The sequence below is a fragment of the Butyricimonas sp. Marseille-P2440 genome (genome assembly GCF_900091675.1).
GTDB lineage: Bacteria > Bacteroidota > Bacteroidia > Bacteroidales > Marinifilaceae > Butyricimonas > Butyricimonas synergistica.
In genome coordinates this window covers 20,471-43,422 of the sequence record NZ_LT594607.1, presented here as the reverse complement: position 1 = coordinate 43,422, position 22,952 = coordinate 20,471, and the positions used below count along the sequence as shown (strand labels likewise).

Genomic DNA, 22,952 nt, shown 5'->3' with positions numbered 1-22,952 from the left:
TTATTCTCCCGGGAAGCATTTATCCATTCCCCTGTTTTTAAACTTATCCGTGTGTATAACGCTATTCTCCATTCTTTCTCTGGTTTTAAAGAAGAATATAGCATTCCCTTTCTTTACCCTGTATTTCCCGAGTTTGGGAGAGGTTATACCCTTTTGTTTAAGGGTGTTCTTGTCCATGTCAGCCTTGTTTTTGGGGCTGGCAAAGTCATAATTGTCGATTAAATGCATAAATTACTTTGTTACATTTTTTCCATACTTGTGTTGAATCTCTGAAATTCGATACATCCGGTCTTCATTTTTGCTTCTAGAGGAAATTCGTTCGCTCGTGTCTGTCATTTTTAGGCGGTCGTCAATAGACTCGCAATAACAATGTTTATCTTGTGCGTATTGAGAGATCCACCCGTAAATGATATTCCCATCCACCCTGTCGTAAATCTTGCCGTAAACGCCTCGTTTGGCGTTATTGAAGCAAAGTTTAAAGTCGTCAATGTTCAAGTAATAAAAATCGTCGATAATTAGTTGGATTGTCCCTAGCAATTGCATCGCCCCAATTGTCTTGCCAACCGAGAAGAAATCAAGTACATCTTTCACGATTAGATAGAACATGGATTTTAAAGCGGCTTCGTCGGTAAATTTCTTGAAACTCGCTAAAGTTGGAGTTACGCTTGCCAATGTATCGTCAAAATCCCTCGGGCATAGTGCGGTGAAGTACCTGTCGGGCAATCTCGCCAAGAGCATCACGCTCTGCTCTCTTGTTTTCGGCATCATTCCGGCGGGGATTATTCCCGTTTCCGACGACTCCTTCTCGACCGCTTGCAGGTAATTCCTTGCTAGTTCGATTTCTGTTGTCATATTTTCCTTCATACACTTTCACGAAATTTGTCGGTTTAAAAATCCAGTCAAAATCTGCTATCCATCCCCTTTGGTTGTCCCCCGAGAGAAAATTAGATAATCCGGCTTTCTCTATCATCTCGGCAACTTTTTCTTTGCCATACTGCCGAATTCTTGCCATTACGGTAGATACGCGTTTATCCGTTATCGTCTTCACCGGGGCAAGGGCGGGACATTTCTCGTGATAGTAATTCACGACTTTGCTCACTAGCTCTCTTTCGGATTCTTTTTCTTTTTTCGCGGAACTTTTTTCTTTTTCTCCTTCATGTTTTATGGGAGATTCAAAATTTTCATCGATAGGAAATTCAAGTTCCCCCTGGGGAATATCTCCGTTAGGAGATAAATAATTACTTTTTTCTTTACTTTCTTTTCCTTCTTTACTTTCTTTATATTCTTTATTTTGGTTTGTCGGTGGTTTGTCTCTGGTTTGTCGGTGGTTTGTCGGTGGTTTGTTTTCCACATCATCACTGGTTTGCCTTGTATTGTAAGTGTCGTAATTACAAAGCGTTATTATGGTTTGTCCGTTGGTTTGTCGCTGGTTTATCATGCCTTCTTTCTTTAAGAAATCTAAAAAGTTAGTAACCTTTGTACTTCCCCATAACCACCTATTTTCCAAGAATCTACGACTAGCAACTATCTCTCCTCTTTGGACTTCTATCGCCCGGTTGTTCAGTATATATTTCGAGTCTTCAAATCCTGCCATTTGAATTAAATCTATCCAGGCTTCGGAACGGGAATACTGACGGGGTTCTTTCCAGAGGGCGTTTTCAAAAAACTTTCTGCTTAATTTTATAAATCCTTGGTCACGCATATCACAATTCTTTTTTCTTCTTCTCGATAAATTCCAGTAGGTCTTCAATTTCTTTATAGTCGAGAAGTATAGAGGTAATAGTTTGATTATCGTTGTCCTTCATAGATATTTTTAAATATCCTTCATCAACTCCAACTTCTAAAGCCGAAGTTTCGCCTTCTATTTTCAAATATGTGTTTGCCATAGCTATTCGATTTCTTCTATCACAAACAAAACCTTAGAGGCATTGTTAGCCTCCTTTTGTAAAGCTCTATAAGCTTCCACGTCTTCAACGATTTTATTTGGCTTGATCGTTGTTTTACTGCCGTCCTCCATCACGAGAACGACTCTTGTTATCTTTACTTTCATGTCTTCTTATTTTACTTTTTTGCCATTTTCTAAAATAACGCTTCCCGCTATTTTACTTTTCTCTTGTTTTCTATCATAACGATTCATCCGGGGACATTTCCCATCACACCCGATAGATATATGCCACCCGTTTGCCCCGTGGCTCTTCATGCAACACATCTCGGACATGGGAAGGAAGTGTTTGCACTTCTCCCGGTAGATGCGTCTTTCGATAGATTCTTTCATGTATTACCTGTTTAAAAATTCTTTCTTTAGCCACACTCTAATATCGTATCCGAAGAAACAGAAAATGATCTCGTACTCGGTGGGAGAGAAATATCTCTCCCTGATACCTATTATCGTCCAGTCTCCCGACCTGATGAATCTCGGATGCTTCCACCTGTTATCAACCATGATCCGGTCGATGACTGTTTTATAACTCTTGCTCATCGCTACTTGTCTTTAATCAATTCCTGTATTCCCGCCAGCTTGGCCCTTAGTTTCGTTATCTCGTCCATGGCGGAATCGTATGCCCTAGATAATACATCATAAGACTCGATACTAACGAATTCTTCACGCTTATCCAGCTTGACAATCATGTGATCTGTAGATATTATAGGGCAACTGAAATTATCGAGAGCGAATAAAAAGCCATTAAATCTAAACTCTCCTTTTTTAGCGAATAACTCCGAACGTCCATCTTCCTCTTCCTTGACATTATCGCTATTTATGTGTTCCCAGAAACGTAACATGTCCACATCTATACCTTTTATCTCGGGAATTATATTCGTAAAACAAGCCTTCGTTACTATGTGGAAGTGATCCTTGAAAGTGTCGATGATACAGAATAAATGATCACTTAAAAAATCCCCGGCAACATAATTAGTTTTGAGGATTTCCGCCTTGTGAAATTTATCGTTATACTCCTTGTTTTGCTTGTTTAGCACGTTTGCACCGTATTGAGTTAATACCACGGTTACTCGGTCTTGTAGTTCCATAGTTGTTTATTTTTTATGGTTTAATGTTATACTAATTATCAAATTAGTTTGATCTTTTTTATTAATGTATCCAAGTCTGTCGAATTCTCTATCGCCTCGTTCTTTCCACCCGTGATTCTATCTGAAATCTCTCTTTTGTCTTGAATGATTTGATATATGTCTTCATCAATGGTATTCTTTCCAAGAAAGTAAACACATTGCACGGAATCATTTTGCCCGATCCTGTGACATCTATCCTCGCATTGGTCAGTATCCGCTGCATGCCAGGGGAGTTCGACGAACGCAACTATTGAAGATGCCGTTAATGTCAACCCGACCCCAGCGGCTTTTATCGAACAAATAATCATTTTAACTTCAGGATTGTTTTGGAAAGAATCGATATTTCTTTGTCTGTCTGACATGCTATCATCTCCCGTTATAGTTACTGAGCCAGAGAACGCTTGCGTCAGCATACCGCATACTTCTTTCTGGTGGATGAAAACCACTATTTTTTCACCGGATTCTAAAACATCCGAGATGTAATCCTTCACGGCATTTAACTTCCCTCTTGCCGAAATATTCTTTAATACACCTATTCTTACCATAATTTCTCCCCTCATTGATCTTGCCACTTGCTCGTCTGTTGCTGATTTATATTCTTTCAAGTAAGATTCTAAATCAGATAGAGCTACATTGTATTCATCTCTATTGGATATATCACAAGGGACAACGGTTCTTACTTTTGGTGGGAGGTCTTTTAAAACTTCCTTCTTGTTTCTTGAATAGAAGCAGTTCTTGTTTAGCAGGTAATTTAATTCTTCCATGTTGTCGTTATACCCGTATTCAGCCACGAATTTAGAATACCCACCAAACTTGTCTATCTGATTAATAATAGCCAGTTGAGAAGCTAGATCCTTGGCTTTATTAACCACGGAAGTACCTGTAATGGCGAATATAACTTCTTTTCCAGTTGTTATTCCCTTGGTTAATTTTGCTTGAAGAGAGGAAGGCTCCTTTACCCTGTGACACTCGTCGATAATTACCGATTTGAATAGTTTTATATTCTCGGAGAAAACAACATCTTTTAGCTTCACGGGGGAACCTGAATTATTGCATATCTTCGTAACAAAATACTTTTTCAAGCTCTCGTAATTAACTATAAAAACATCGTTTTTAATAGAATCACCGAAAATGCTTTTCCCTTGGGCAAACAAATGCCACGTGAATTGATTTTGATTATTCAATATACAAGCTTTTTTATCTGTCCATTGGTGCCATTCTCTTTGCCAGTTTATCTTTAATACAGACGGGCAAATAACAAGGCAAGGGAAAGCGTCTAGTGCCACTACCGAGGCGATACCTTGACAGGTCTTTCCAAGTCCCATTTTATCACCTATAATCGTTCTCTTGTGGACTATATTGTACGCCACCCCTTCTCTTTGATAAGGGTAAAGGGTCATTTTTAACGGTATTTCGGTTTTTAATTCTGGCATCGGGGGTAACTCGTAATCTCGTTTCTCGTGTTCTCTAGTGAAAGCGAAACCGTATTTTTGCCCAAACATGATTACTTGCGGGGCGTAACATTTTGGAAAAATGTAAGACTTTCGCCTTTTGTCCTTCTCGGCTCCCGGACAAATTTCCATTAATTTTTTTATTGCCCAAGTAATTCTTTTATTAAACTCGAAGGTGATTTCAAACCCCTCGTTAAATTCCTTTATGCGCATTGTAATTCCTTGACTTTTTTCGTGTAATACTCTATTAATGTTTCTAGTTCAAACTCGGTATATTTCTTTGTTTGATTTGATTCCCATTGGAGCAAGTCGAACCTCTCTTGACCTATTTCCTTTAAAAGGTTATCGTGATAACCATGAAGATGATCTGCTTTAAATCGATTACATCCAGAACATTCCGCATGACAATTTACCTCGCTATATCTGGTAGATTGATTTTTTCTACTGAAATAATGACCGCAATCAGCCTTTTCAAAAGGTTTTACTTCGCCACAACTTATGCACCTGAAATACTTGTGTTTAAAATCTTTACTATCCCTTAATCTTATATAGAGGCTGAAAATCTTGTCTAGTTTTTTTTCGAGTGTTTTAACTCGACTTTTACTAGTATTTTTAGTTGTTTTTTTCTTTATGTAGTATGGCATGATTGTATTTTTAATCCAAGGGAACACTACCCGATTGTACTTCTCGGGAATACTTGTTTGCAACCAAGTACTTTCATGTTCCCATCTATCAAAGGTTTGAGAACGGGGCGGGATTCGAACCCGCCGTAACCATTTACCGTCCTATTGATTCTCGAAATAAGGGAATACATCCATTATATTCGAATCACCAACTTGCACAATCTCGAACGGGACAACGTAAGTGGATAGGGATTTTTGCAGGTTCTCTAACGCCTTATCAACATTCTCCCCGGCAACAAGGAAATACAAGTTCGATCTCTTTTCCATGCCGGAAATGCTGTCAGCGTCAATAATAGCGACTTTCGCCTTAAACCATTTATCATCGTTGCCGTCATTTGACTCTACCAGCTCGGTGATATTCGACTTCTTTATCGCTTCGATACAGAAATCGCCTTGAATCATTTCTCTCAAACTCTCTGTTATTCTACTCTCCGCTTCTGTAAAACTCATTGCATCCAATAGATATAATTCAGATACTTTTTTCTCTCTGCCGTTTTCACCCACTTTCGTGTATTTTACTTTTACTTCAAACCAATTCGCTGTCATAATTTTATTGTTTTAATATTTTAACCGTTCCAATCACGTCCATGCCACGAAGGACATAGTATTCATTTTCTCCTTTAGGGGATTCTTCAAGCGTCCAGCAGGTAGTTAACACGTGCCGGTTAATCTCTCGCTGCAACGCTTGCTTGTCTGCCGGGTAAACAATCTTATTAATGTTGTTCCTCCCGAGGTTGATTAACTGGACTTTCATTTTTGCATCGTTCAAGTTTCCTTTTTAATAACGTTGCCTTTCTCTTTAATTCAAGTTCCCGAACCGAATTCCCGTCCACGATAGGTGGTATCGACTCAAGAAATTTGATAAGACTAGAATGTAGTGTATTTGAAAGTTGTTTCATCGTTGATTGATACCGTTTGAGAATCTCATTTCTTCTTTTGCCTTGCTAACCACCGTCCTAAGCCAGTCAAGTTGATGTGTGGCGGCTTTGTTCAATCTCTCGATAGAATTTACAAGAAAATTCTCTCTCTTGCACGTGGCTTCAACTAGTTGTTTTAACATTGAGGCAGGACAACCGGTGTGTTTCCCTAGGTTATAAACGATGCTTTCAGATATAGCGGTATCCTGATGATACTTGGCATCCGCAAGCATCTTGCCAGTTCGAGCGATAAACACGGATAGTTCATTCCCTCTCTCGATAACCAGATCCGGGTTGTCAGGGGGAATCTCCGTGAGATAAGCGTCGATATCTTCAACCTCTCTCTCTAAATCTTCTATAGGTGTAATATTCATGCTGTTTGTTTTAAATCCCCGAACATTTCCCAGTACTTGAAAGCAAGATCGAAACATTTAGCTTGACCGGATTTCCATAGTTTATCTCCCCGTTTAATTTTAACGGTAAATACTTTAAAATTTGTCTTGGAAATTCCAATCAACACGTCTTGAGTAGATCCGGATATGTTCATGTAAAAAAATCTTTGCCTGTCGTAATCGAAGAAAGTAACGGCATCCTCGAATTGCTTTTGTGTAGTCGCGGAGGTACTTTTTATATCACCGCCCCAGCCGAGTGATGGCATCCACAAGTCCCATTTACACCTCACGGGGAGGAAGAATCCAATATCATAGTCAAATAACTGTCTATGGTTAATCATTATCTTTTGTGGTTCAGAAAGAGATAAGATCCCTTTTGCCATTTTATCCCTGAAAAACGATTTCTTCATTTCCTCTGCTTTAAGAAAATCATCCTCTGTCAAGGCGTCATCCCCGCAAGTGTAATTAAAGTAATTCACTTTCTGTGGTTCGGTGATCATGTGGTCTATCAGGTTTCCAAACTTGAATGATTCTGTTGGGTCTCGTTCAAAGGTACCGTAAAGGTCTTGCTTTAATTTGGACAGGTCAGAGTTGGATACCTCTAGCCTGTCATAATACTCGTCTTTCATTTTGCTGAAATTACTTCTACATATTTTAAAGTGTTAGAGTCAATAATCTCGGCGTTCTTGTTCGCGGCATCCTCGCAGAATTTCTTCATCTGGGCGATGGTCTTTTTCTCGATTTTCTCGTTGGGTAAATTCTTACCTTCTCTTTCGAACCAAAACATGAATATTTGACCGTAACCAGCGGGGTTGAGGACTTCAATTTTTAACTCTTTCTTGACGTTCGCCATTGGAACTTGGTAATCTTGATCGAACAAAGTTTGAAGTGTCGCACCTGTTTTCTCTGCCTCTATGTTAGCGGTGGACTTTTCTGAAAATTTTAAAAGTTCTTGCTTTCTTTTTTCAGCTTCTTTCACTGCCCTTTCTTCGGCTTCTTTTTTCAACCTCTCTTTTTCGGCAGCGTTAGCCTCCGCTATTTTGATTAATTCTTGTTTCTTGGATTCAACTCTATCTAGATAGTATTGAATCTTTTCCGAAACGGATTGCTTGAAGATTTGCTCGTTGTTGGCTATCTCGCCGGGGGCAACAGAATCGTAAATACCATTAATATCCTCTTTAGTTAGGAATTTAACTGGCGGATAAACTTTTATTCCTCCGGAAAATGATGTATCGAAATCCTTTATTGCCTCTTTTGTTGATGAAACGTTCGTCAAGTTCATGGAATTGAAAATTTCATCTAACTTGTTGTAAACAGTTTCTAATTCTCTAGTTAGGCTGGTGGAAAACGCTTGTTTGAAAAATGCCCTTGTATCAATCTTCTCTTGTTCTATAGCTGCTTGTTTTGCTCTCTCTGCGGCTACTTTCGCTTCCTCGTCGGCAAGAAATTTAGCGAAATCGTTCCTGAATTTCACGATTTTAATAATTTTCTCTCCCGTTTTTCCAAGCTGACCTTCCATCTCCGTAAAATATTTTCTTATTTGGTCAAATGCTTGCGTGATAGGCTTGCGCCGTTCCATCATTACAGAAGACGTTTTGCTTGCCTTTTGGATGTAATTTTTACACTCTTCATCAAGTGCCCTCACGTTTGGAGTGTCCTTGATCTCGATTTTATTTATCTCGTCAATAAGTTTATCCGCTACAGCGGTCGCTTTCTCCATGGATTCTTTGTTTTGTTCCACTACACTGGAAGCGGAATTAACGATCAGCTGAAGATCGTTGTTGGTTGTTGTTAATGTTGTTTCCATGATTAAAACGGTTCATCTGGGTTATCTACTATTGTCACTCCGCCTTCTTGGTTTGCTATTTCTTCGGCAGTTGCTCGCTCTTTGTCCTCTTCTTCTTCAACAGGAACTTGATTGTAAACTGGTTCGTCAAGACCGTAATCGATCGCTTGTGCTTCTTCTTGTAGCTTCGAAAATTGCCCTAGTTTTAATTTCGGGAAAGTTTTGAAGGCATGCTTTATAACCTTCGCTTCAAGGAAGCCCGTGTCGATTTGCCCGTTGTTGCTTTTATACAAGGCATTTGAATCGCCATATACATTACCATCCTTATCTCGTTTTTGATTTTTTTTCAATGAATACCCTTTTAAACGGTCTATATCTTCTGGTAACATCCAAAAGAAATCGAAAGAACCGTCCGGTCGGGTAAGCTTTATGAAAGCCCCAATAATTGTTTTGCTTTTCCTCGGGATAGAAGCCGAGTACACGACAACTTTTTGTCCCGTTTCGGTCACTCTAGGTTGAAACTCGTCACCCTCGAAAACGACAACCGGACGATCTGCATACAATAATTGTCCGGCTTGTATTCGCAGGTCAAGCTCCCCGTAAGGACTAATCTCTATCGTTGCTCTTTTTTCCCAAACCTGTTTGTCTTTGGTTCCAACGTTTACACTATTCGGGATAACGTACAAGAGAGGTCTTGAATTATTCTCTAGCGTGAGTCCCATGTTAGCAATATCAAGCATTATCCCATAAATAGAGAAACCGTTACAACTGGATAATGCCGGGGTGGCTTGAATTATTCTTTGCAAGTTATATTTTTCTTGCTCGAAAAATAACTCCCCGTTTTCAGAATCATGAATTCTGTTGTAAAGGGATATAAAACGTTCCCTGACAATCTTGTTTTCAAGAACCTCAAGCGGTTTCATAGGTTTTAACTGGTCTATAGTCAACTTTTGTTCGTTTGAATTATTTTCCATACATTTGTGTTTGAATTAATTAATATTTGTCCCCGGCTCGCATCGAAGCGCACGACTGAATCGACCGGGGGATTAAACTGGTTAATTACTAAACGGGGTAATTGATGTCACCATCACAACCCGTCGTTAACTGTATATTTTTTACGATTCTCTATTACCATCATCCCGATAGTTAAAGAGACCCCTAATTATTTCAAAGAACCCAACCGCTGCTTTCAAGGAGGCGGTTTCTTTTTTTAGTGGCGAGAAGGGGAGTCGAACCCCTTGTAATGCGTGTGTGAATTATGGAAAGATGCTTCTCCAAGCTGTTACCCGCCGTGTGCCGGGACTTACACCCGGCTGTTTTATAAAATCTATTTCTCAAAAAACTCTTTGAAACTTTTATTCCCGTACTCTCCTCTTGTCAACTCTATCATTTCTGAAATTTTGTAACTGTCTTTCTTTTCTTTAAGCCTGTTTTTCATAAAATCACGTGTCCCGGATGAACAAGCACCAGTTATTACCCTGTAACATTTAATAGCTTCATCAACAGGAAGCGTATCATCAAGTGTCAAGTTTTCGTAATCACTCTTCCTGCGATCTGAAATCTTGTACATCAAATCCTCTTTAGCTTCTTCAAGAGTATCTCCATGCGCCCAATTGCCATTACCGTCAGTTATCAGGTATTCGATTTCTTTTCTTGCTATTTTTCTAACTTTGTACACGTTGTGTCTGTTGCTAACAACTTCTGTTAGAATTCCATCCTTACAGATGTACTTTCCATTGTCCCAATGCAAGTCAGGTGCTGGTATATTGGGAATATTTACATTTGCGCCGATGTGTTTAGTTCTATTTCTCAAGTCGAGGGAACCGCCCACCGTTGGGTTGAAGCCTTCCGGGATGGAAGTGAGGCTGATCAAGTAGAGGGAACCGCCCACCGTTGGGTTGAAGCCTTCCGGGATGGAAGTGAGGCTTCTCAAGTCGAGGGAACCGCCCACCGTTGGGTTGAAGCCTTCCGGGATGGAAGTGAGGCTGCTCAAGTAGAGGGAACCGCCCACCGTTGGGTTGAAGCCTTCCGGGATGGAAGTGAGGCTGCTCAAGTCGAGGGAACCGCCCACCGTTGGGTTGAAGCCTTCCGGGATGGAAGTGAGGCTGATCAAGTCGAGGGAACCGCCCACCGTTGGGTTGAAGCCTTCCGGGATGGAAGTGAGGCTTCTCAAGTAGAGGGAACCGCCCACCGTTGGGTTGAAGCCTTCCGGGATGGAAGTGAGGCTTCTCAAGTAGAGGGAACCGCCCACCGTTGGGTTGAAGCCTTCCGGGATGGAAGTGAGGCTGCTCAAGTCGAGGGAACCGCCCACCGTTGGGTTGAAGCCTTCCGGGATGGAAGTGAGGCTGATCAAGTCGAGGGAACCGCCCACCGTTGGGTTGAAGCCTTCCGGGATGGAAGTGAGGCTGCTCAAGTAGAGGGAACCGCCCACCGTTGGGTTGAAGCCTTCCGGGATGGAAGTGAGGCTTCTCAAGTAGAGGGAACCGCCAATTTCTTCACTACCATTAAACTGACCTTCTGTAATTCCTATTTTTTTGCAAAATTCTTTCTTATTCATATCGTTTTTATATTAAATATTAGCTATGTATGTCGCTTGCACCTTGATAACTTCTTTAAGCCTCTTGATCTCTTCTTCGAGTTTCAAGTTTTTATCACATTCTTCCATGTACCACTTCTTGAAATCCTCCGTAGATGCGTGGCGTTTGCTCCCTAAATCTGATTCTTCCATATCATTTAATTTTTAAGTGTTTCCAAATTTTCGCCCTTTCGAGTATCGCTACTTTGTCCGGGCTAACCTTACATAAATCATTGCTTGTCAGGAAATGTTTAATCTCTTCCTCTATCCCGTCCCCGTGCTCTTCTATAGCCTTCAAGCATTCGTTGCAGAAAACCAAACCGTGAATAACCTTACAATCTTCATCATCCACCAGCTCCTCGCAGAATACACACTTGTCTTGCAAGGGGAGATCGCTTGCTCCCGAGTTACCATGCCAAGGGCAATATGGATAGTCTTCAGAGCCGAAAGGGGCGTTATAACTCATATTACCTAATTTTAAAATCCATTGAATCCAGCTTCTTCCAGTCTACCTTTAACCACTTCTTGCACGTCCAAGAGGCAAGAGCGAAATTCAAAATAGCTAATGGAAGAAAAACCATTAAAGCGTGTATGTTATCTTCCGGTGTACAAGCGAATAAAGAAAAGCTAAGACCGGCGTAGAGCTTTAAAAGGGTGTTTATTAGGTTCTGTTTCATCTTTCTCTTAGGTATTTAAGTCGTAATTCGTTAAAATCGATCGTTAAAGCGTCTGCAAGGCTAATCATGCCGTCGGCATCTTTTTTTATAAGTCCCTCTTGCGCGTAAGCCCTTACCGTGTTGTGTGATACCCCCCATAGCTTGGATACAAACCTAAAACTAACGGGTATATTGGTGAACCTTTTAGCGTACACGTATCCCTCTTTTTTTAATACATTATCATCAACGGTTACTTGCATGGCTTTATCTTTTTATTCTTCAACATATTCCGTCCTTCTTGCCGTTCTCGTCCTTGCCCTTCTAGCTCGCATCATGTCGGCAGGTTGTATCAGTAATTGCATAAAAATTAACGCTATCATCGTCATCGCGCTCACCGCTCTTTTCACGTTACCGATCTTGTCATTGTCGATAGTCATGCGTTCCGGGTGTTTCACGAACATATATGCTGCTAATTCCGTGGATTTATTAAAATGGAGTTTGGCGTATATGTTGCGCAAAGTGTTTTTCACGGTAAACGGGCTAATGTTTAGCCTATCGGCAGCCTCGTCCACGGATGCGCCCCACGCGATATAATCGGCGATCTCGATTTCTCTGTTAGTTAGCGTATTCATAGTTAAATACCTTTTCCACGTTATACTGCTTGAAAATGTCACGAATGATGTCTACCTGCTCTATGGTAGATCTTACAACACCGAGCCTCTTTAATCTGAAACTCTGTTGTGTTATACCAAGAGATTTGGTAACTTTTTCTCTAACCTCTCTACGTTCTTTCGGCGAAAGTCTAGTGTAAGCCATTGAAAAAGAGTAGTCTCTTTTTGCTATTGTCGTTTCGTTATTTTCTTTGTACATTTGCATATCGTTATTACTAATTATTACAATGCAAATATATGAGTATTTACCAATATTAAAAATAAAAATACCAACAAAATTATTAGTATTTACTAATATAGATGCATTCTAAATAAAATCACAATGTCTGAAGATTTAATCATATTGAATATTAATAAATTAGTTGATGATAGCGGTTTGTCTAAAGGAAAGTTTGCGGACAAGGCGGGAATCGCTCGATCTAATTTTTCGAAAATAACTAATGGTAATTACCCATGTGGAGAAGGCGTGATTAATAAAATTGTGTTAGCTTTTGGGGTTAATAAGCACTGGTTATTGACAGGGGAGGGGGATATGTATACCCCTAAACAAGAAAACGAAGTATCCTACGGTGATTTTATCGTGATGAATGTTCCTCTTGTTGGTCAATACGCTTACGGTGGTTATTTGTGCGGGTACCAAGATGAAACCTACGTTGCCCAATTGCCTCGCATTCCTTTCGTGGTGGACCATGAAGCTCGTGGTAGATATGTTGCTTTCGAGATGCGCGGGGATTCCATGACGGATGATACCGGGAGATATATAGAGGGAGATATATTATTGTGTAGAGAAGTGCCCCAAGATTTATGGTGCCAGACAAAACTGCACATGAGGAAATGGGATTTTGTTATCGTGCACAAGGAAGGCATACTTATAAAAAGGGTTATTGGACATGACGTGGAGAATCACAGGTTGACACTTCATTCTCTTAATCCCCTGTATTCGGATCGAGTTATAGACCTCGCTGATGTGCGGCAAATATTTAACGTGGTAAAATTGCAAAGGGGAATGCAGATATGACACAGCAAGATCGCCTACAACAAGTCCGAAGGTTAATGGAATTAACACAATCCGAGATGGCTTTCCATATAGGAGTTACACAAGGCGCGTATTCTCCGTACGAGAAAAGCAGGGATATCCCATCGAAATATTATCCCATGCTCCAAAAAATTGGAGTGAACACGAACTGGATTGCCACGGGGGAGGGGGAGCCTATAGATCAAGAGGCTTACTTGCAGTTTAAAAAGTTCCGGGAAAATTCGGAAGTATCGGTTGTGGATGTTCGGGTATCTCCTAACGTGGTATTGCCTTTTTTGCAGTTTAGTTTCCGGCAGGCTTTTACAAGGGGAGATAGAATCAAGGAAAAGGCGATAATCGTGAGGGAGGATGACGTGGATTACAAGGGGGCAATAGTGGTTGAAGCTGGAAACGAGAAAATGGAACCAACAACACTACCGGGGGAAAAATTACTTTGTATGCCGGCGGGTAATATAAATTACGTCACGGGGGTTGTGCTTGTCGTGTTGGATAACATCGTATTAATAAGACGAATCAGGTCTAATGGAGTGGGAAATGATGTTGTTGTTTTAGAGTCTGATAGTGGAGGGGAAACTATTTCCGTTCGCAAGGTAGATATATTAAATATGTATAAGGTCGTGATGTCTGTTGGCAGACCTATTTCTTGAACATATAAAACTTACAATTTGTAATCAAAACGTGTGTTTTTGCTTATAGATTGTATAAAGGGAATTGCTTACAAATTGTAAGTTTTTGTCGTTATTTTAGTTATAATCTTGATTTTTGAAGTACGGGTGATTTGCCAGCATTTCGGCATTCTCTTCCTCTGTAATTTTTATATATTTCATGAACGCTTGTTCTGTTTTGTGTCCCGTGATTTTCATTATCGAGATAGCGGGGATGCCTGCTTTGTATAAGTTCGTCGCACCCGACCTTCTCGCTGTATGTGTTGTCACGATCTCGTATTTTTTAAACGTCATTCGCTCTTTCTTGCCGCCTTTGCTTTTGGTTATCTCGACAAGATCATCTATGCCCGCCATCATGCAGATGTCTTTTATGTGTTCGTTTATTTTTTGGTCACTAATCTTTGTTGTAATATCAAATCCAGAATCCAAAATCTCCCTAAGCATGGCTGAAATAGGAATAATTACGGGAGCCTCTGTTTTTCGTGTAGCGATATTTATAAAATTCTTTCCTATGTTTACCTTGTTTAATTTGTTAAAATCTCCGACTCTTAAAGCGGTGCAGCATCCTGTTAAAAATTTATTCTTTACAATAATGCACGATTCGAGTTTGTTTTGCAAATTCCCCTTGTTTTTGTCGATGTCAGGGAAATATTTTTTCAGTAATTCTTCTGTTATTTTCAACTTGTGAATTTTCCATAGCTCGTCATCATTTAGATATATAGAGTCTGCTGTTTCCCACGCGACGACAAACTTTTTGTTGTTTATCGTGTCAAAATCGTGCAAGTTGTCGATGTCTTTTGCCTCGTTAAATACAGACTTCACGCATTTCACGACAGAAGCGAAATAATTTTTTGAATATCCTTTTTCGTTCATGTCTTTTTTTAACGTATTGTAAAATTCAATGTCTATGTCGCTGAATTTTAATTTTACTTTATGCTTATCCTCGTACGTGATTAGCTTTTTTTTTGCGGTGTTGTATTGTTTTATAGTATCGACTGAATATTCCCCGGAATATCTATCTATAAAAGTTTGAATGAAATCCACGAAATATACTTCTTGGTCTTCTTCAACTTCTATTCCCTTGCTTTTGTTTTCCAGGAAGTCTACTTCTTTCCAAAAATCTTCCTCGGCAGGAATATTTTTGCCTATTGTGAAGTTGTCACAAGCTGCCTCGCAAAATTTTTTAATATCCTTTAATCTCGTGTTTACAGCTTTCCCGTGCGGGTATTCTCGTTTCTCGCTGCAATTTTTCCCGCCGCCAAGCCAATATGCTGGATCTACGGATTCACCAGAGCTTCGTTTAAATCTTTTACCTTTAAATCGAACTATTGTGTCGATCGAAGAAATTTTCTTATTTTTGTTTGACAAAGAAAATGAAACACCCATGAAGATAAATATTAAAAGGAACGTTTTTAGGAACGCAAAGTTGACCAAATGTGGTCAAATATCAAAGTTTTTGAAACAAATATTTTTATTTTGGTCAGTAAATAATAATGTTGACCAATACTGGTCAATTAGTATAGTCTTGTCTTGGGCACAGTTAATGAAATAGAAACATTGAAACCGTTGCAAATGCAGCGGTTTCAATGTTTTAATGTAACGGTTTTCTCTTGTTTATTTCATAAAAAAGTCCAACATTTGTTCCAACACTATTTTAGGATATAATTTATGGAAGTTAGTTTTTCTCTTGATAATCCGAAACGGGAAGTTTCTACGATTCGAGGTTTTATCCGTTATGCGGGAAAACGGTATTCTTATCCTTCGGGTGAAAGTGTCCGGGTCGTTTGTTTCCAGAAAGGGAAGTGTAAAAATTGTGCAGAGGCAGGGGCTGTCAATAACAAGTTGGTAGCGATAGAAATTGCAATGAAGAACGCAATTTTATTTTATAAGCAAGATTTTAAGATTCCCGAAGAGAAGGATTTCCGGAAAAAAGTTGAACAATTTTTACAAGGAAATAACGCTATTGAAATAAAACGTAAGAGTCAGGAGTTGTTGCCTTACATTGAGGGATACATTGAAGAATGTGATAAATCGGATGAAACAAAGAAAAGTTATAAAACGTGTTTGAATAAACTTCGACAATACGAGAGTATTAAGAATAAAACACTAACATTTGATGATATTACATTGAAATTTGCCGAAGGATTTAGATCGTGGTTGTTGAGTGACGAACATTCTCGAAATTATATAGGCACGTTGTTCAAAAATTTAAAAACGTTTATGAAACACGCTCGTAAGACGGATAAGTTACATAATAATGCCGATTACGAGGAGTTTAAGGTTGAATCCGAGGTCGCTGATACGATTGCGCTTAGTGAAATGGAATTATTACAACTTCATAGGCTGGTGATAGATGAAGATTTGGTGAAGCGGGCTAGTAATGATGGACGATTGCATAATATTCGTGCCAGGATGCAGGCTTGGGATAATGTGCGAAAGAAGTTTTTAATCGGAGCATTTACCGCCATGCGAGTATCGGATTTTAATCGAATTCAGAATTATAATATACAAGATGGAATTATAACGATATTGCCTAAAAAAGGCTCTTCTATTCGAAAACCGGAGCTCGTGAAAATACCAATGCATCCTGTAATTCAGGAAATTTTTGCATCGGGGTTCGATTTAAGTTGCAAGATTAGTGAGCAGTATTTGAATAAGCAGATAAAGGTGTTGTGTCGGCTAGCTGGAATTGTGGGTGATACAATCGTTTACCGCACGGAGGGAGGTGTGTTGAAGGAGTTTATAAAGCAGAGATGGGAACTCGTTTCGACGCATACCGCACGACGTTCCGGAGCCACGAATTTTTACAAGCAAGGGTTCCCCAAGCGTTCGATTATGTTGTTGACAGGACACAAGTCCGAGAAGCAATTTGATGCGTATGTGAAATTATCAGCGGAGGAAAATGCTAAGGCTTTGATGGATGGAGATTATTTTAAGAAAGACGCCGATACGTCAATGGAATGGATGTTGATTCAGATTGAAAAGGAAAATTCTCAAGAGAACGTTTAAACGCTCTCTTTTTTTATCTATGAAGAAAATATTTATACAAAATAGTTTGTTAGTTACAAACTATTTTGTATATTTGTAATGTCAATATCGCGGGTGACGCCGCTTAAAATTAAGTTCTATGACAAGCTTGTTAGAAGCTATCCAAGTGATAGCAGAGCAGAACCCGGGAGGGTTCACGGTTGACCTTACAACCTTAAAAAAGGTCACGCGAGGTATTTCAGTTGCCTATCTTGAAACTCAAGACAGTTTTGGAGATGAAGGACTGAAAAGAGTTCTTGAACATGCTGAAAAGCACGAAAAAACAGTAGGAGGGTGGTTGAACGAGGATGACGGGTACTTCTACTACGATTCTGTGAAAATCTACTTCGACCGGGAAGAAGCGATTCGAGCCGGGAGAGAGAACAAGCAGATCGCAATTTTCGACATCGGCAATCTTGAACTAATCAAGTTGTGAACCGGAGAGGCGTAAGCCTCTCCACTTTAAAAAAAATTGACTATGAAAAACATTGAATTATTACCAATCTCGGAGGAGGCGAAAAAGAGATTAAACGAGTTCGCTACACAGTATAAACGTTACGCGAGGGTGATCGTCGAGGTCGTTTCTTTTAACGAGGGGCGGTTGATCGTGCGTGTCGAGCAGAAAGAATTAGTGAACGGGAAAATGCTTACCAAGAAAGAATTGGTGGATCGTGTCCGGAAAATGTTTGAAGGGGAAATACCAACGGATTGGAAGTTGACCGTTTCTGCCGTGGACTTTGATCGAAAGGATATAGAGGGAATAAATGCGGACTGGATCAAGAGCCGGATGAATAGATTAATGCTCAAGGCAAAGCATATTTGCACGCACACGGGGATAGATAAGTCTACGTTATCGCAGATTCTTAGCGAGGAAAAGCCGCTAACGAAGTGGCACAAGATTGCTTTGTATTATTTCTTTAAATATTACGAGGTTGCCAATTTCGAGGGAAATAAATGTTAATTTCCTTCCAGTTTATAATGTAGGGGTTTATCTTTGCCTTTGCCAAGATAGTAATGCGATTGCCATGTGTATAGAAAAAATACGACAGGGAGGTTTTCTCGTGCGTGGAAATTGCATATCTTGGCAGATAGAGAGGAATCCCTGTCATTTTTATACCTAAATTATGGATGCGAAGTTAGTTCTGTTACGGAGGTTGCGCAATATGCAGCGGCATAAAGTAATAGAAAAATTTCTAAAAATGACTGTGTTACAGCTTGTTGGTGTTTTGTTGGGTGAAATTGATGCGAAAAATGACGCATACGATTTTATCGTCAACAAGGGATTGGTAGCCGAATTTGAAGAATTTTGTAACCGGGGATGATGGTGTTGTATAATTTGGTATGAGAAGAAAGAGCCGGAGAAATCCGACTCTAATTTTAGGTGTTTATTTTTTCTTCACGTAGGTCTTTTTCCCATTTTTGTTAATGTAGTATTTGCCGCCTCGCGGTCCCGTGTGGATAACTCTGCTTGAGTTGTCAGATTTGTAAGAGGGAGAGGTCGTTTGTGGCATGGTTGCTGGAGTATTTGTTGTACTCGTTACTGTAACTCCTAAGATTTTGTCAATTTTTTCAAATAGTGCTTTGAGATTTGTTACTTCAATCTTGAAATCATTAATAATTTTGGTTTGAGAAGTTATGACTTTAGTTAAAGAATCAACTTGATGTTTTAATTTCGTGTTTTCTACTTGTAATTCTTTTTTGGTTTGCGAGAAAGAATTGCAACAAATGAATGTGCAAATGAATAATGTAAATAGTATTTTCATGATCCCCCAAATAAATTAGTGATTTTTTCCTTTTATGATGTAATAATTTATTAGATGAATTTTAACGTGATTATTGCGTTATATAGTTGATCTTTTTGTTTGGAATTAGGGTCGTAAATTTATGCATGAAATTCCAAGAAAGTTGACGTGGACTTCCTTTCATGCCTTGGTAAGATATTTTATTCCATGATGATTTTCCCGTTACGCCGCCAATCGTAATTTCTATATTCATAATGAATTTCCCAGTAATTCTAATCGTAATTGTATCAGATTTTTCAGAAATGACAAACATTAACTTATTGTCAGTAGATTCAATTCCATGTGTGCCTGTTGTAATAAAATACGCAGAACTGTCAATTTTTTCAGGTTCTATTCCTTCTTGTAATAATACTTTTACGATTTCATTTAATGCTTCTTTAGGAGTTTTGTAGCTTGTGATGAGTTCTATTGTGTTTGTTTTTTTAGGTATTTCTGATTTTTTGTTTTTCTTGTTTTGGCAAAATCCTGAGCATGTAACTAGCGTCACAATGCATAAAATCAATAATGTTTTCATGATCCCCTTTTTAATTTAACGAATTGGTTTATAAACGGTATATTTAACTTTGTACATTCTGCGTATTTCGTCTGTGTCTTTCGAGAGGGTAATTTTTCCGCCTTGCTCGTTGTCAGACCATAATACTAATTTCCCATTAATTAAATCGTTGTCTTTTATTCGTTTGATGACAACCATGTTGCCGAAAGCAACCACGACAACGCCTGTCGTGAAACGCCAATTGCTTGGGTCGATTACTTCGCATAGGACTTGTTCTCCGGATACAAGGGTCGGTTCCATGCTATCCCCGTCCACCTCGAATATTCTTGCTTTGTTGTAATTTATGCCGGGACGTTTCTGTATCCTGACAATTTCAATTTCTTTTACGTTGGTGTCTAAAAAGCTTTCTGCGAAAGTTGCCCGGGCGTGTAATGGCACAAATGGAACGTCGATCCATTCATCATTCATTATTACCGGGTGGACGTTGGTGACATCCTCGGTTGATGTAATGTTTTTGAAAATACTGTCCCCTTCCCCGAAAAGGAGCCATTTTTCATTTATTTCAAACGCCTCGATGAATTTCTTGGCGAAATGTGGTGCTAGTTTTGTTTTTCCTCGTCTTATTTCAGACACGAGGGAAACGGATGCGCCGATTTTTGTCGCAATTTCAGAATAGGGTATACCTTGTAATTTTAGATGTTCTAAAGCAATAATGAAACGATCCGTGACATCGGCTTTTTGGTATATCTCTTTGTTGAACATTTTTCCCGCACCGGATTCTATCCAGTCTTTTGAAACTCCCATGTCTTTAGAGAGTGCTTCTGTAAGAATATCGTTCCCTTTTGTTGGTTCAAGAAACATTTCGCCTATTCCTGTTTCGAGCCATGCAGGATTTACAGAAAATGTTTCGCATATGGCGTTCTGATTGCGAGGAGTTAATCCTGTTAATCTCATTTCTATTGAAGCATATCCGCTCCGACTAATTCCGATTACAGAAGCTAATTGGGCTTGTGTAAGATTTAGTGTTTTGCGCAATAATTTTAGTCTATCAGAAATATCCATGCTATAACAAATATCTATAATGACTAAATTAATCAATTCAAATTTGGAAAATGATTATTTTAGTCAATATCTTTGTAAAAACAATCAAAACAAAATCAAACGTATCGTTTGCAGTAGCAAACATACAAATAAAAGTTAAGTGGAAATTCCAATGTAATTGACCCCTAGAATCCAACTTAAATTGCCCCCCTGTAAATTTTTCCCAGAAACGGCTAAATTATCTCGTTGTACGCGCGCATAAAATTCTACCGGTATGCCATTATTATTATTAAATTTTATTCACAAATATAGTAATTTTATCTTTTAGCTTGCAATTTTCTAATAGAGTCCCCGTGTAATTCAATTCGAATAGCCTGGTGAACAATCCTATCCAGGACGGCATCTGCAATAGTTTTTTCCCCGATAATATCGTACCAGTCTTTCACGGGGACTTGTGAAGTGATAAGCGTTGATTTTTTCCCGTGCCGGTCTTCCACGATATCCATTAAATTCATTCTTCCCCCGGCATCAAAAGGTTGTATCCCGAAATCATCCAACACCAGTAAGTCCGCCCGTTCTATTTTTTTTAGTTCTTGTAAAATTGTACCTTTCGCTTTAGCCATTTTCAACAGGCCCATTAACCTGGCCGTGTTAGCGTAAAGTACTTTCATCCCTTTCTGGCAAGCTCTATATCCTAGCGCCGTGGCTATGTAGCTTTTTCCCGTTCCCGAGCTGCCCGTGATGAACAAGTCCCTGGATTCCTTGACGAAAGATAATTCCGCGAGCCTTTCTAGCAGGTTGCGCTCGAGCCCTCGTTCCAGGGAATAATCCACTTCTTCCAGGGATGCCTTGTAACGAAAAGAAGCTTGCTTGATCAATCTTTCTATCATCCGGTTACAACGGTCGTCCCACTCGTTGGAAACCAGCCACGCCACGAATTGGTCGGTTGTCATCGATTCCGTTTTGAAACTCTCCATGCTTGTTTTAAAAGCGTTATACATGCCTAGGAGGCGCATCTGGCGCATCTTGTCCAGCGTTTCTTGATTCATTTCCATTTTTCTCGTGATATTTAGTTATAATATTCTTTTCCCCTTATGTTCTCGTGCGAGGGCATGTCCGATCGCTTGTTATCATCCTCGTTTTCTTCCAGGGGTAATTCATCTTGCCTGTTTTTCAGTATTTCTTCTATGGCCGGGTAATTGTACAATCCATGGCTGGAAGCCCACCGGCAAGCGTTAACCAGTCTCTTCTCGCCCACTCGTGAAGCGAAATTCAGAATCCCGCGACAGGACTTGCAAGCTTGTTCCGGGTGAACTTTCACCTCGATCACGTGACGAATGTAATCTTCCACGTCCGGGTGCATGGAGGCGGCTTCCGAGAGGTACTTTCCCGGGTTCCAGTCCACCGGGACCCGTTGGCTGGGGGCCAGGTGATCCACGTCATGGGTGTAGCCATACGGCTTGTATCCCCTTTGATGAACCGCGACTTTCTCGTATTTTAGATAGATCTCCACTTTCTCGCTATTATACAGGATGTTCACCTTTTTCCCGATATGGCGGTACGGCACGCTATAATAATGACTTTCCAGTCGCACGTAACCGTTCCTTTGCACGGTTGCCACGTGACGTCGCTTGAGTTCAAAACGGATCGGGTTTAGCGATCCCATGCAATCTCGCTCTATTTCCTCGTATTGTTCACGACGGCTATAACTTCGCCCGGTTAACAGGCTATTGTTGTGTAACTCGAGTGCCACGCGGATCGCGGCATTGAGAGATTCCAGGTCATGAAACACGCGGCCTTCAAGACGAGTGTAAATACCCCGGTAAACGAGCTTGACCGCTCCCTCCACGAGTGCCTTGTCCCTTGGCTTACGCACCCTGGCGGGAATGACAACACACCCGTAATGCTCGGCAAAAGCCGCGAAATCCTCGTTCAATTCTGCCTCGTAACGACTCGGCTTGTTCACGGCTGATTTCAAATTGTCCGGAACGATGACCGCCGGGGTTCCCCCGTAAAAAAGCAAGGCGGACTCGCAAGCGTGAATCAAATCTTCCTTGCGCTGGCTCATCACCGCCTCCACGTAAGTTAGCTGGCTACACGGGAGGATGGACACGAACACTTCCACGGGTATCGTTTGACCAGTGTCGCGATCCACTAGCGCGAGCTTGTCCCCGGCGTAATCAATGAACATCTTGTCTCCCGCCTTGTGTTCCAGGTGGGCAACCGGGTGAGATAATGCCAGGTAAGCTTGAAAATAATTACAAAAACGACTCCGGGCGTAACCGTCAGGATGACTGGAGCGGTATTCCTGGAATAGTTGCTGGCGAGTTACTCCTTTCTTTTTTAGGCGTTTAGCATAGCCAGGGAGGAGCGTTTGCAATTCCTTGTAACGGGCGGGCGGTTCTTCCGACGACTTGTCTTTCTCCTGGAACAGGCTACAAAGAGAAGAATCATCCATGGAAAGAATTGCTTCAAGTGACAAGCCGCTCTTTTGATAAACCTGTAAATACTTCTTGACCGTGTTGCGGGACATGTTTAACATGCTACTGATACTCCTTGTTCCGCTACCAGAGGCATAACATCGTAATACTTGACGAATTTTGTTCATGCTTATTGCTTTATTGGGCATATATCTGTTTTTTTATTTATTTAACAGATAAGGTAGTATTCTCGCGCGTGTAAAACAAATAT

General features: G+C 40.2%; 33 protein-coding genes. 6 read left to right on the top strand and 27 right to left on the bottom strand.

Annotated elements, in window-relative coordinates; all coding sequences use genetic code 11:
- The 21 genes from BN8899_RS01580 to BN8899_RS01480 all read right to left on the bottom strand — a co-directional run bounded on the left by BN8899_RS01580 (position 1) and on the right by BN8899_RS01480 (position 12,158).
- A complete protein-coding gene (locus BN8899_RS01580) occupies positions 1-228 on the bottom strand; it encodes a hypothetical protein (protein WP_065218045.1) in 228 nt (75 codons plus the stop codon).
- Positions 229-231: 3 nt separating this feature from the next.
- Positions 232-768 carry a hypothetical protein gene (locus BN8899_RS01575; protein WP_148375223.1) on the bottom strand — a complete coding sequence of 179 codons (537 nt, stop codon included), beginning with the start codon at positions 766-768 and terminating at the stop codon, positions 232-234.
- A complete protein-coding gene (locus tag BN8899_RS01570) occupies positions 680-1,702 on the bottom strand; it encodes a hypothetical protein (RefSeq protein ID WP_065218043.1) in 1,023 nt (340 codons plus the stop codon). The genes BN8899_RS01575 and BN8899_RS01570 overlap by 89 nt, the downstream gene beginning before the upstream one ends.
- 1 nt (position 1,703) lies before the next feature.
- A complete protein-coding gene (locus tag BN8899_RS01565; protein WP_065218042.1) occupies positions 1,704-1,886 on the bottom strand; it encodes a hypothetical protein in 183 nt (60 codons plus the stop codon).
- A gap of 2 nt (positions 1,887-1,888) precedes the next feature.
- Positions 1,889-2,050, bottom strand: coding sequence for a hypothetical protein (locus BN8899_RS20605; protein ID WP_157237421.1), 162 nt, complete (start codon positions 2,048-2,050; stop codon positions 1,889-1,891).
- A 6-nt stretch (positions 2,051-2,056) separates the two neighbouring features.
- On the bottom strand, positions 2,057-2,275 hold the full coding sequence (locus tag BN8899_RS01560; protein ID WP_231932236.1) for a hypothetical protein: 219 nt from the start codon (positions 2,273-2,275) through the stop codon (positions 2,057-2,059).
- Between the two features lie 3 nt (positions 2,276-2,278).
- Positions 2,279-2,479: a hypothetical protein gene (locus BN8899_RS01555; RefSeq protein ID WP_065218041.1), complete on the bottom strand. Its 201-nt coding sequence runs from the start codon at positions 2,477-2,479 to the stop codon at positions 2,279-2,281.
- A 2-nt stretch (positions 2,480-2,481) separates the two neighbouring features.
- Positions 2,482-3,027: a hypothetical protein gene (locus tag BN8899_RS01550; RefSeq protein ID WP_065218040.1), complete on the bottom strand. Its 546-nt coding sequence runs from the start codon at positions 3,025-3,027 to the stop codon at positions 2,482-2,484.
- Positions 3,028-3,065: 38 nt separating this feature from the next.
- Complete coding sequence (locus tag BN8899_RS01545; protein ID WP_065218039.1) at positions 3,066-4,730, bottom strand: DEAD/DEAH box helicase; 1,665 nt, start codon at positions 4,728-4,730, stop codon at positions 3,066-3,068.
- The gene (locus BN8899_RS01540; RefSeq protein ID WP_065218038.1) at positions 4,721-5,161 is read right to left on the bottom strand and encodes a recombination protein NinG; all 441 of its coding nucleotides are present in this window, start codon (positions 5,159-5,161) and stop codon (positions 4,721-4,723) included. Before BN8899_RS01540 ends, BN8899_RS01545 begins: the two co-directional genes overlap by 10 nt.
- Positions 5,162-5,302: 141 nt before the next feature.
- Positions 5,303-5,746 carry a DUF4494 domain-containing protein gene (locus BN8899_RS01535; protein ID WP_065218037.1) on the bottom strand — a complete coding sequence of 148 codons (444 nt, stop codon included), beginning with the start codon at positions 5,744-5,746 and terminating at the stop codon, positions 5,303-5,305.
- Positions 5,747-5,750: 4 nt separating this feature from the next.
- Positions 5,751-5,954 (bottom strand): hypothetical protein, encoded by a 204-nt coding sequence (locus BN8899_RS01530; protein ID WP_065218036.1) that lies wholly within the window; start codon positions 5,952-5,954, stop codon positions 5,751-5,753.
- A gap of 141 nt (positions 5,955-6,095) precedes the next feature.
- Positions 6,096-6,491: a hypothetical protein gene (locus BN8899_RS01525; protein ID WP_065218035.1), complete on the bottom strand. Its 396-nt coding sequence runs from the start codon at positions 6,489-6,491 to the stop codon at positions 6,096-6,098.
- Positions 6,488-7,138: a PD-(D/E)XK nuclease-like domain-containing protein gene (locus BN8899_RS01520; protein WP_065218034.1), complete on the bottom strand. Its 651-nt coding sequence runs from the start codon at positions 7,136-7,138 to the stop codon at positions 6,488-6,490. Before BN8899_RS01520 ends, BN8899_RS01525 begins: the two co-directional genes overlap by 4 nt.
- A complete protein-coding gene (locus BN8899_RS01515) occupies positions 7,135-8,316 on the bottom strand; it encodes a hypothetical protein (protein WP_065218033.1) in 1,182 nt (393 codons plus the stop codon). The genes BN8899_RS01520 and BN8899_RS01515 overlap by 4 nt, the downstream gene beginning before the upstream one ends.
- Before the next feature lie 2 nt (positions 8,317-8,318).
- Positions 8,319-9,269 (bottom strand): recombinase RecT, encoded by a 951-nt coding sequence (locus tag BN8899_RS01510; protein WP_065218032.1) that lies wholly within the window; start codon positions 9,267-9,269, stop codon positions 8,319-8,321.
- Between the two features lie 353 nt (positions 9,270-9,622).
- The gene (locus BN8899_RS20910; RefSeq protein ID WP_197496237.1) at positions 9,623-10,852 is read right to left on the bottom strand and encodes a hypothetical protein; all 1,230 of its coding nucleotides are present in this window, start codon (positions 10,850-10,852) and stop codon (positions 9,623-9,625) included.
- Positions 10,853-10,864: 12 nt separating this feature from the next.
- On the bottom strand, positions 10,865-11,023 hold the full coding sequence (locus tag BN8899_RS20600; RefSeq protein WP_157237420.1) for a hypothetical protein: 159 nt from the start codon (positions 11,021-11,023) through the stop codon (positions 10,865-10,867).
- Position 11,024: 1 nt separating this feature from the next.
- Entirely contained in the window at positions 11,025-11,336 is a 312-nt protein-coding gene (locus BN8899_RS01495) for a hypothetical protein (protein WP_065218030.1), read from the bottom strand.
- 207 nt (positions 11,337-11,543) lie between these two features.
- Positions 11,544-11,786: a hypothetical protein gene (locus BN8899_RS01485; protein ID WP_065217804.1), complete on the bottom strand. Its 243-nt coding sequence runs from the start codon at positions 11,784-11,786 to the stop codon at positions 11,544-11,546.
- A gap of 12 nt (positions 11,787-11,798) precedes the next feature.
- On the bottom strand, positions 11,799-12,158 hold the full coding sequence (locus BN8899_RS01480; RefSeq protein WP_065217805.1) for a response regulator transcription factor: 360 nt from the start codon (positions 12,156-12,158) through the stop codon (positions 11,799-11,801).
- A gap of 361 nt (positions 12,159-12,519) precedes the next feature.
- On the opposite strand from BN8899_RS01480, the gene BN8899_RS01470 reads away from it, so the two are divergent.
- Positions 12,520-13,215: a S24 family peptidase gene (locus BN8899_RS01470; RefSeq protein ID WP_065217807.1), complete on the top strand. Its 696-nt coding sequence runs from the start codon at positions 12,520-12,522 to the stop codon at positions 13,213-13,215.
- Positions 13,212-13,880, top strand: coding sequence for a helix-turn-helix domain-containing protein (locus BN8899_RS01465; protein WP_065217808.1), 669 nt, complete (start codon positions 13,212-13,214; stop codon positions 13,878-13,880). Before BN8899_RS01470 ends, BN8899_RS01465 begins: the two co-directional genes overlap by 4 nt.
- A gap of 96 nt (positions 13,881-13,976) precedes the next feature.
- Here BN8899_RS01465 and BN8899_RS01460 read toward each other — a convergent pair whose 3' ends face one another.
- Positions 13,977-15,284 (bottom strand): tyrosine-type recombinase/integrase, encoded by a 1,308-nt coding sequence (locus BN8899_RS01460; protein WP_065217809.1) that lies wholly within the window; start codon positions 15,282-15,284, stop codon positions 13,977-13,979.
- A 282-nt stretch (positions 15,285-15,566) separates the two neighbouring features.
- Between BN8899_RS01460 and BN8899_RS01455 the strand changes: the two genes are divergently transcribed.
- The 4 genes from BN8899_RS01455 (at position 15,567) to BN8899_RS21045 (ending at position 18,247) form a co-directional block, all read left to right on the top strand.
- Positions 15,567-16,907: a tyrosine-type recombinase/integrase gene (locus tag BN8899_RS01455; protein ID WP_065218029.1), complete on the top strand. Its 1,341-nt coding sequence runs from the start codon at positions 15,567-15,569 to the stop codon at positions 16,905-16,907.
- Between the two features lie 118 nt (positions 16,908-17,025).
- Entirely contained in the window at positions 17,026-17,361 is a 336-nt protein-coding gene (locus BN8899_RS01450) for a hypothetical protein (protein ID WP_065218028.1), read from the top strand.
- 42 nt (positions 17,362-17,403) lie between these two features.
- Positions 17,404-17,886 carry a hypothetical protein gene (locus BN8899_RS01445; RefSeq protein WP_065218027.1) on the top strand — a complete coding sequence of 161 codons (483 nt, stop codon included), beginning with the start codon at positions 17,404-17,406 and terminating at the stop codon, positions 17,884-17,886.
- Positions 17,887-18,049: 163 nt separating this feature from the next.
- A complete protein-coding gene (locus tag BN8899_RS21045) occupies positions 18,050-18,247 on the top strand; it encodes a hypothetical protein (RefSeq protein ID WP_148375222.1) in 198 nt (65 codons plus the stop codon).
- 63 nt (positions 18,248-18,310) lie between these two features.
- On the opposite strand, the gene BN8899_RS20590 is transcribed toward BN8899_RS21045, so the two are convergent.
- From BN8899_RS20590 to istA, 5 genes are all read right to left on the bottom strand, one after another.
- Positions 18,311-18,688, bottom strand: a complete 378-nt coding sequence (locus BN8899_RS20590) for a hypothetical protein (RefSeq protein ID WP_065218026.1) — start codon at positions 18,686-18,688, stop codon at positions 18,311-18,313.
- 70 nt (positions 18,689-18,758) lie between these two features.
- On the bottom strand, positions 18,759-19,241 hold the full coding sequence (locus BN8899_RS01435) for a hypothetical protein (RefSeq protein WP_065218025.1): 483 nt from the start codon (positions 19,239-19,241) through the stop codon (positions 18,759-18,761).
- Between the two features lie 15 nt (positions 19,242-19,256).
- A complete protein-coding gene (locus BN8899_RS01430) occupies positions 19,257-20,282 on the bottom strand; it encodes a helix-turn-helix domain-containing protein (RefSeq protein WP_148375221.1) in 1,026 nt (341 codons plus the stop codon).
- A 296-nt stretch (positions 20,283-20,578) separates the two neighbouring features.
- Positions 20,579-21,316 carry an IS21-like element helper ATPase IstB gene (gene istB / locus BN8899_RS01425; protein ID WP_065218023.1) on the bottom strand — a complete coding sequence of 246 codons (738 nt, stop codon included), beginning with the start codon at positions 21,314-21,316 and terminating at the stop codon, positions 20,579-20,581.
- A 14-nt stretch (positions 21,317-21,330) separates the two neighbouring features.
- Positions 21,331-22,869, bottom strand: a complete 1,539-nt coding sequence (gene istA, locus BN8899_RS01420) for an IS21 family transposase (RefSeq protein ID WP_065218306.1) — start codon at positions 22,867-22,869, stop codon at positions 21,331-21,333.
- Positions 22,870-22,952: the final 83 nt, after the last annotated feature.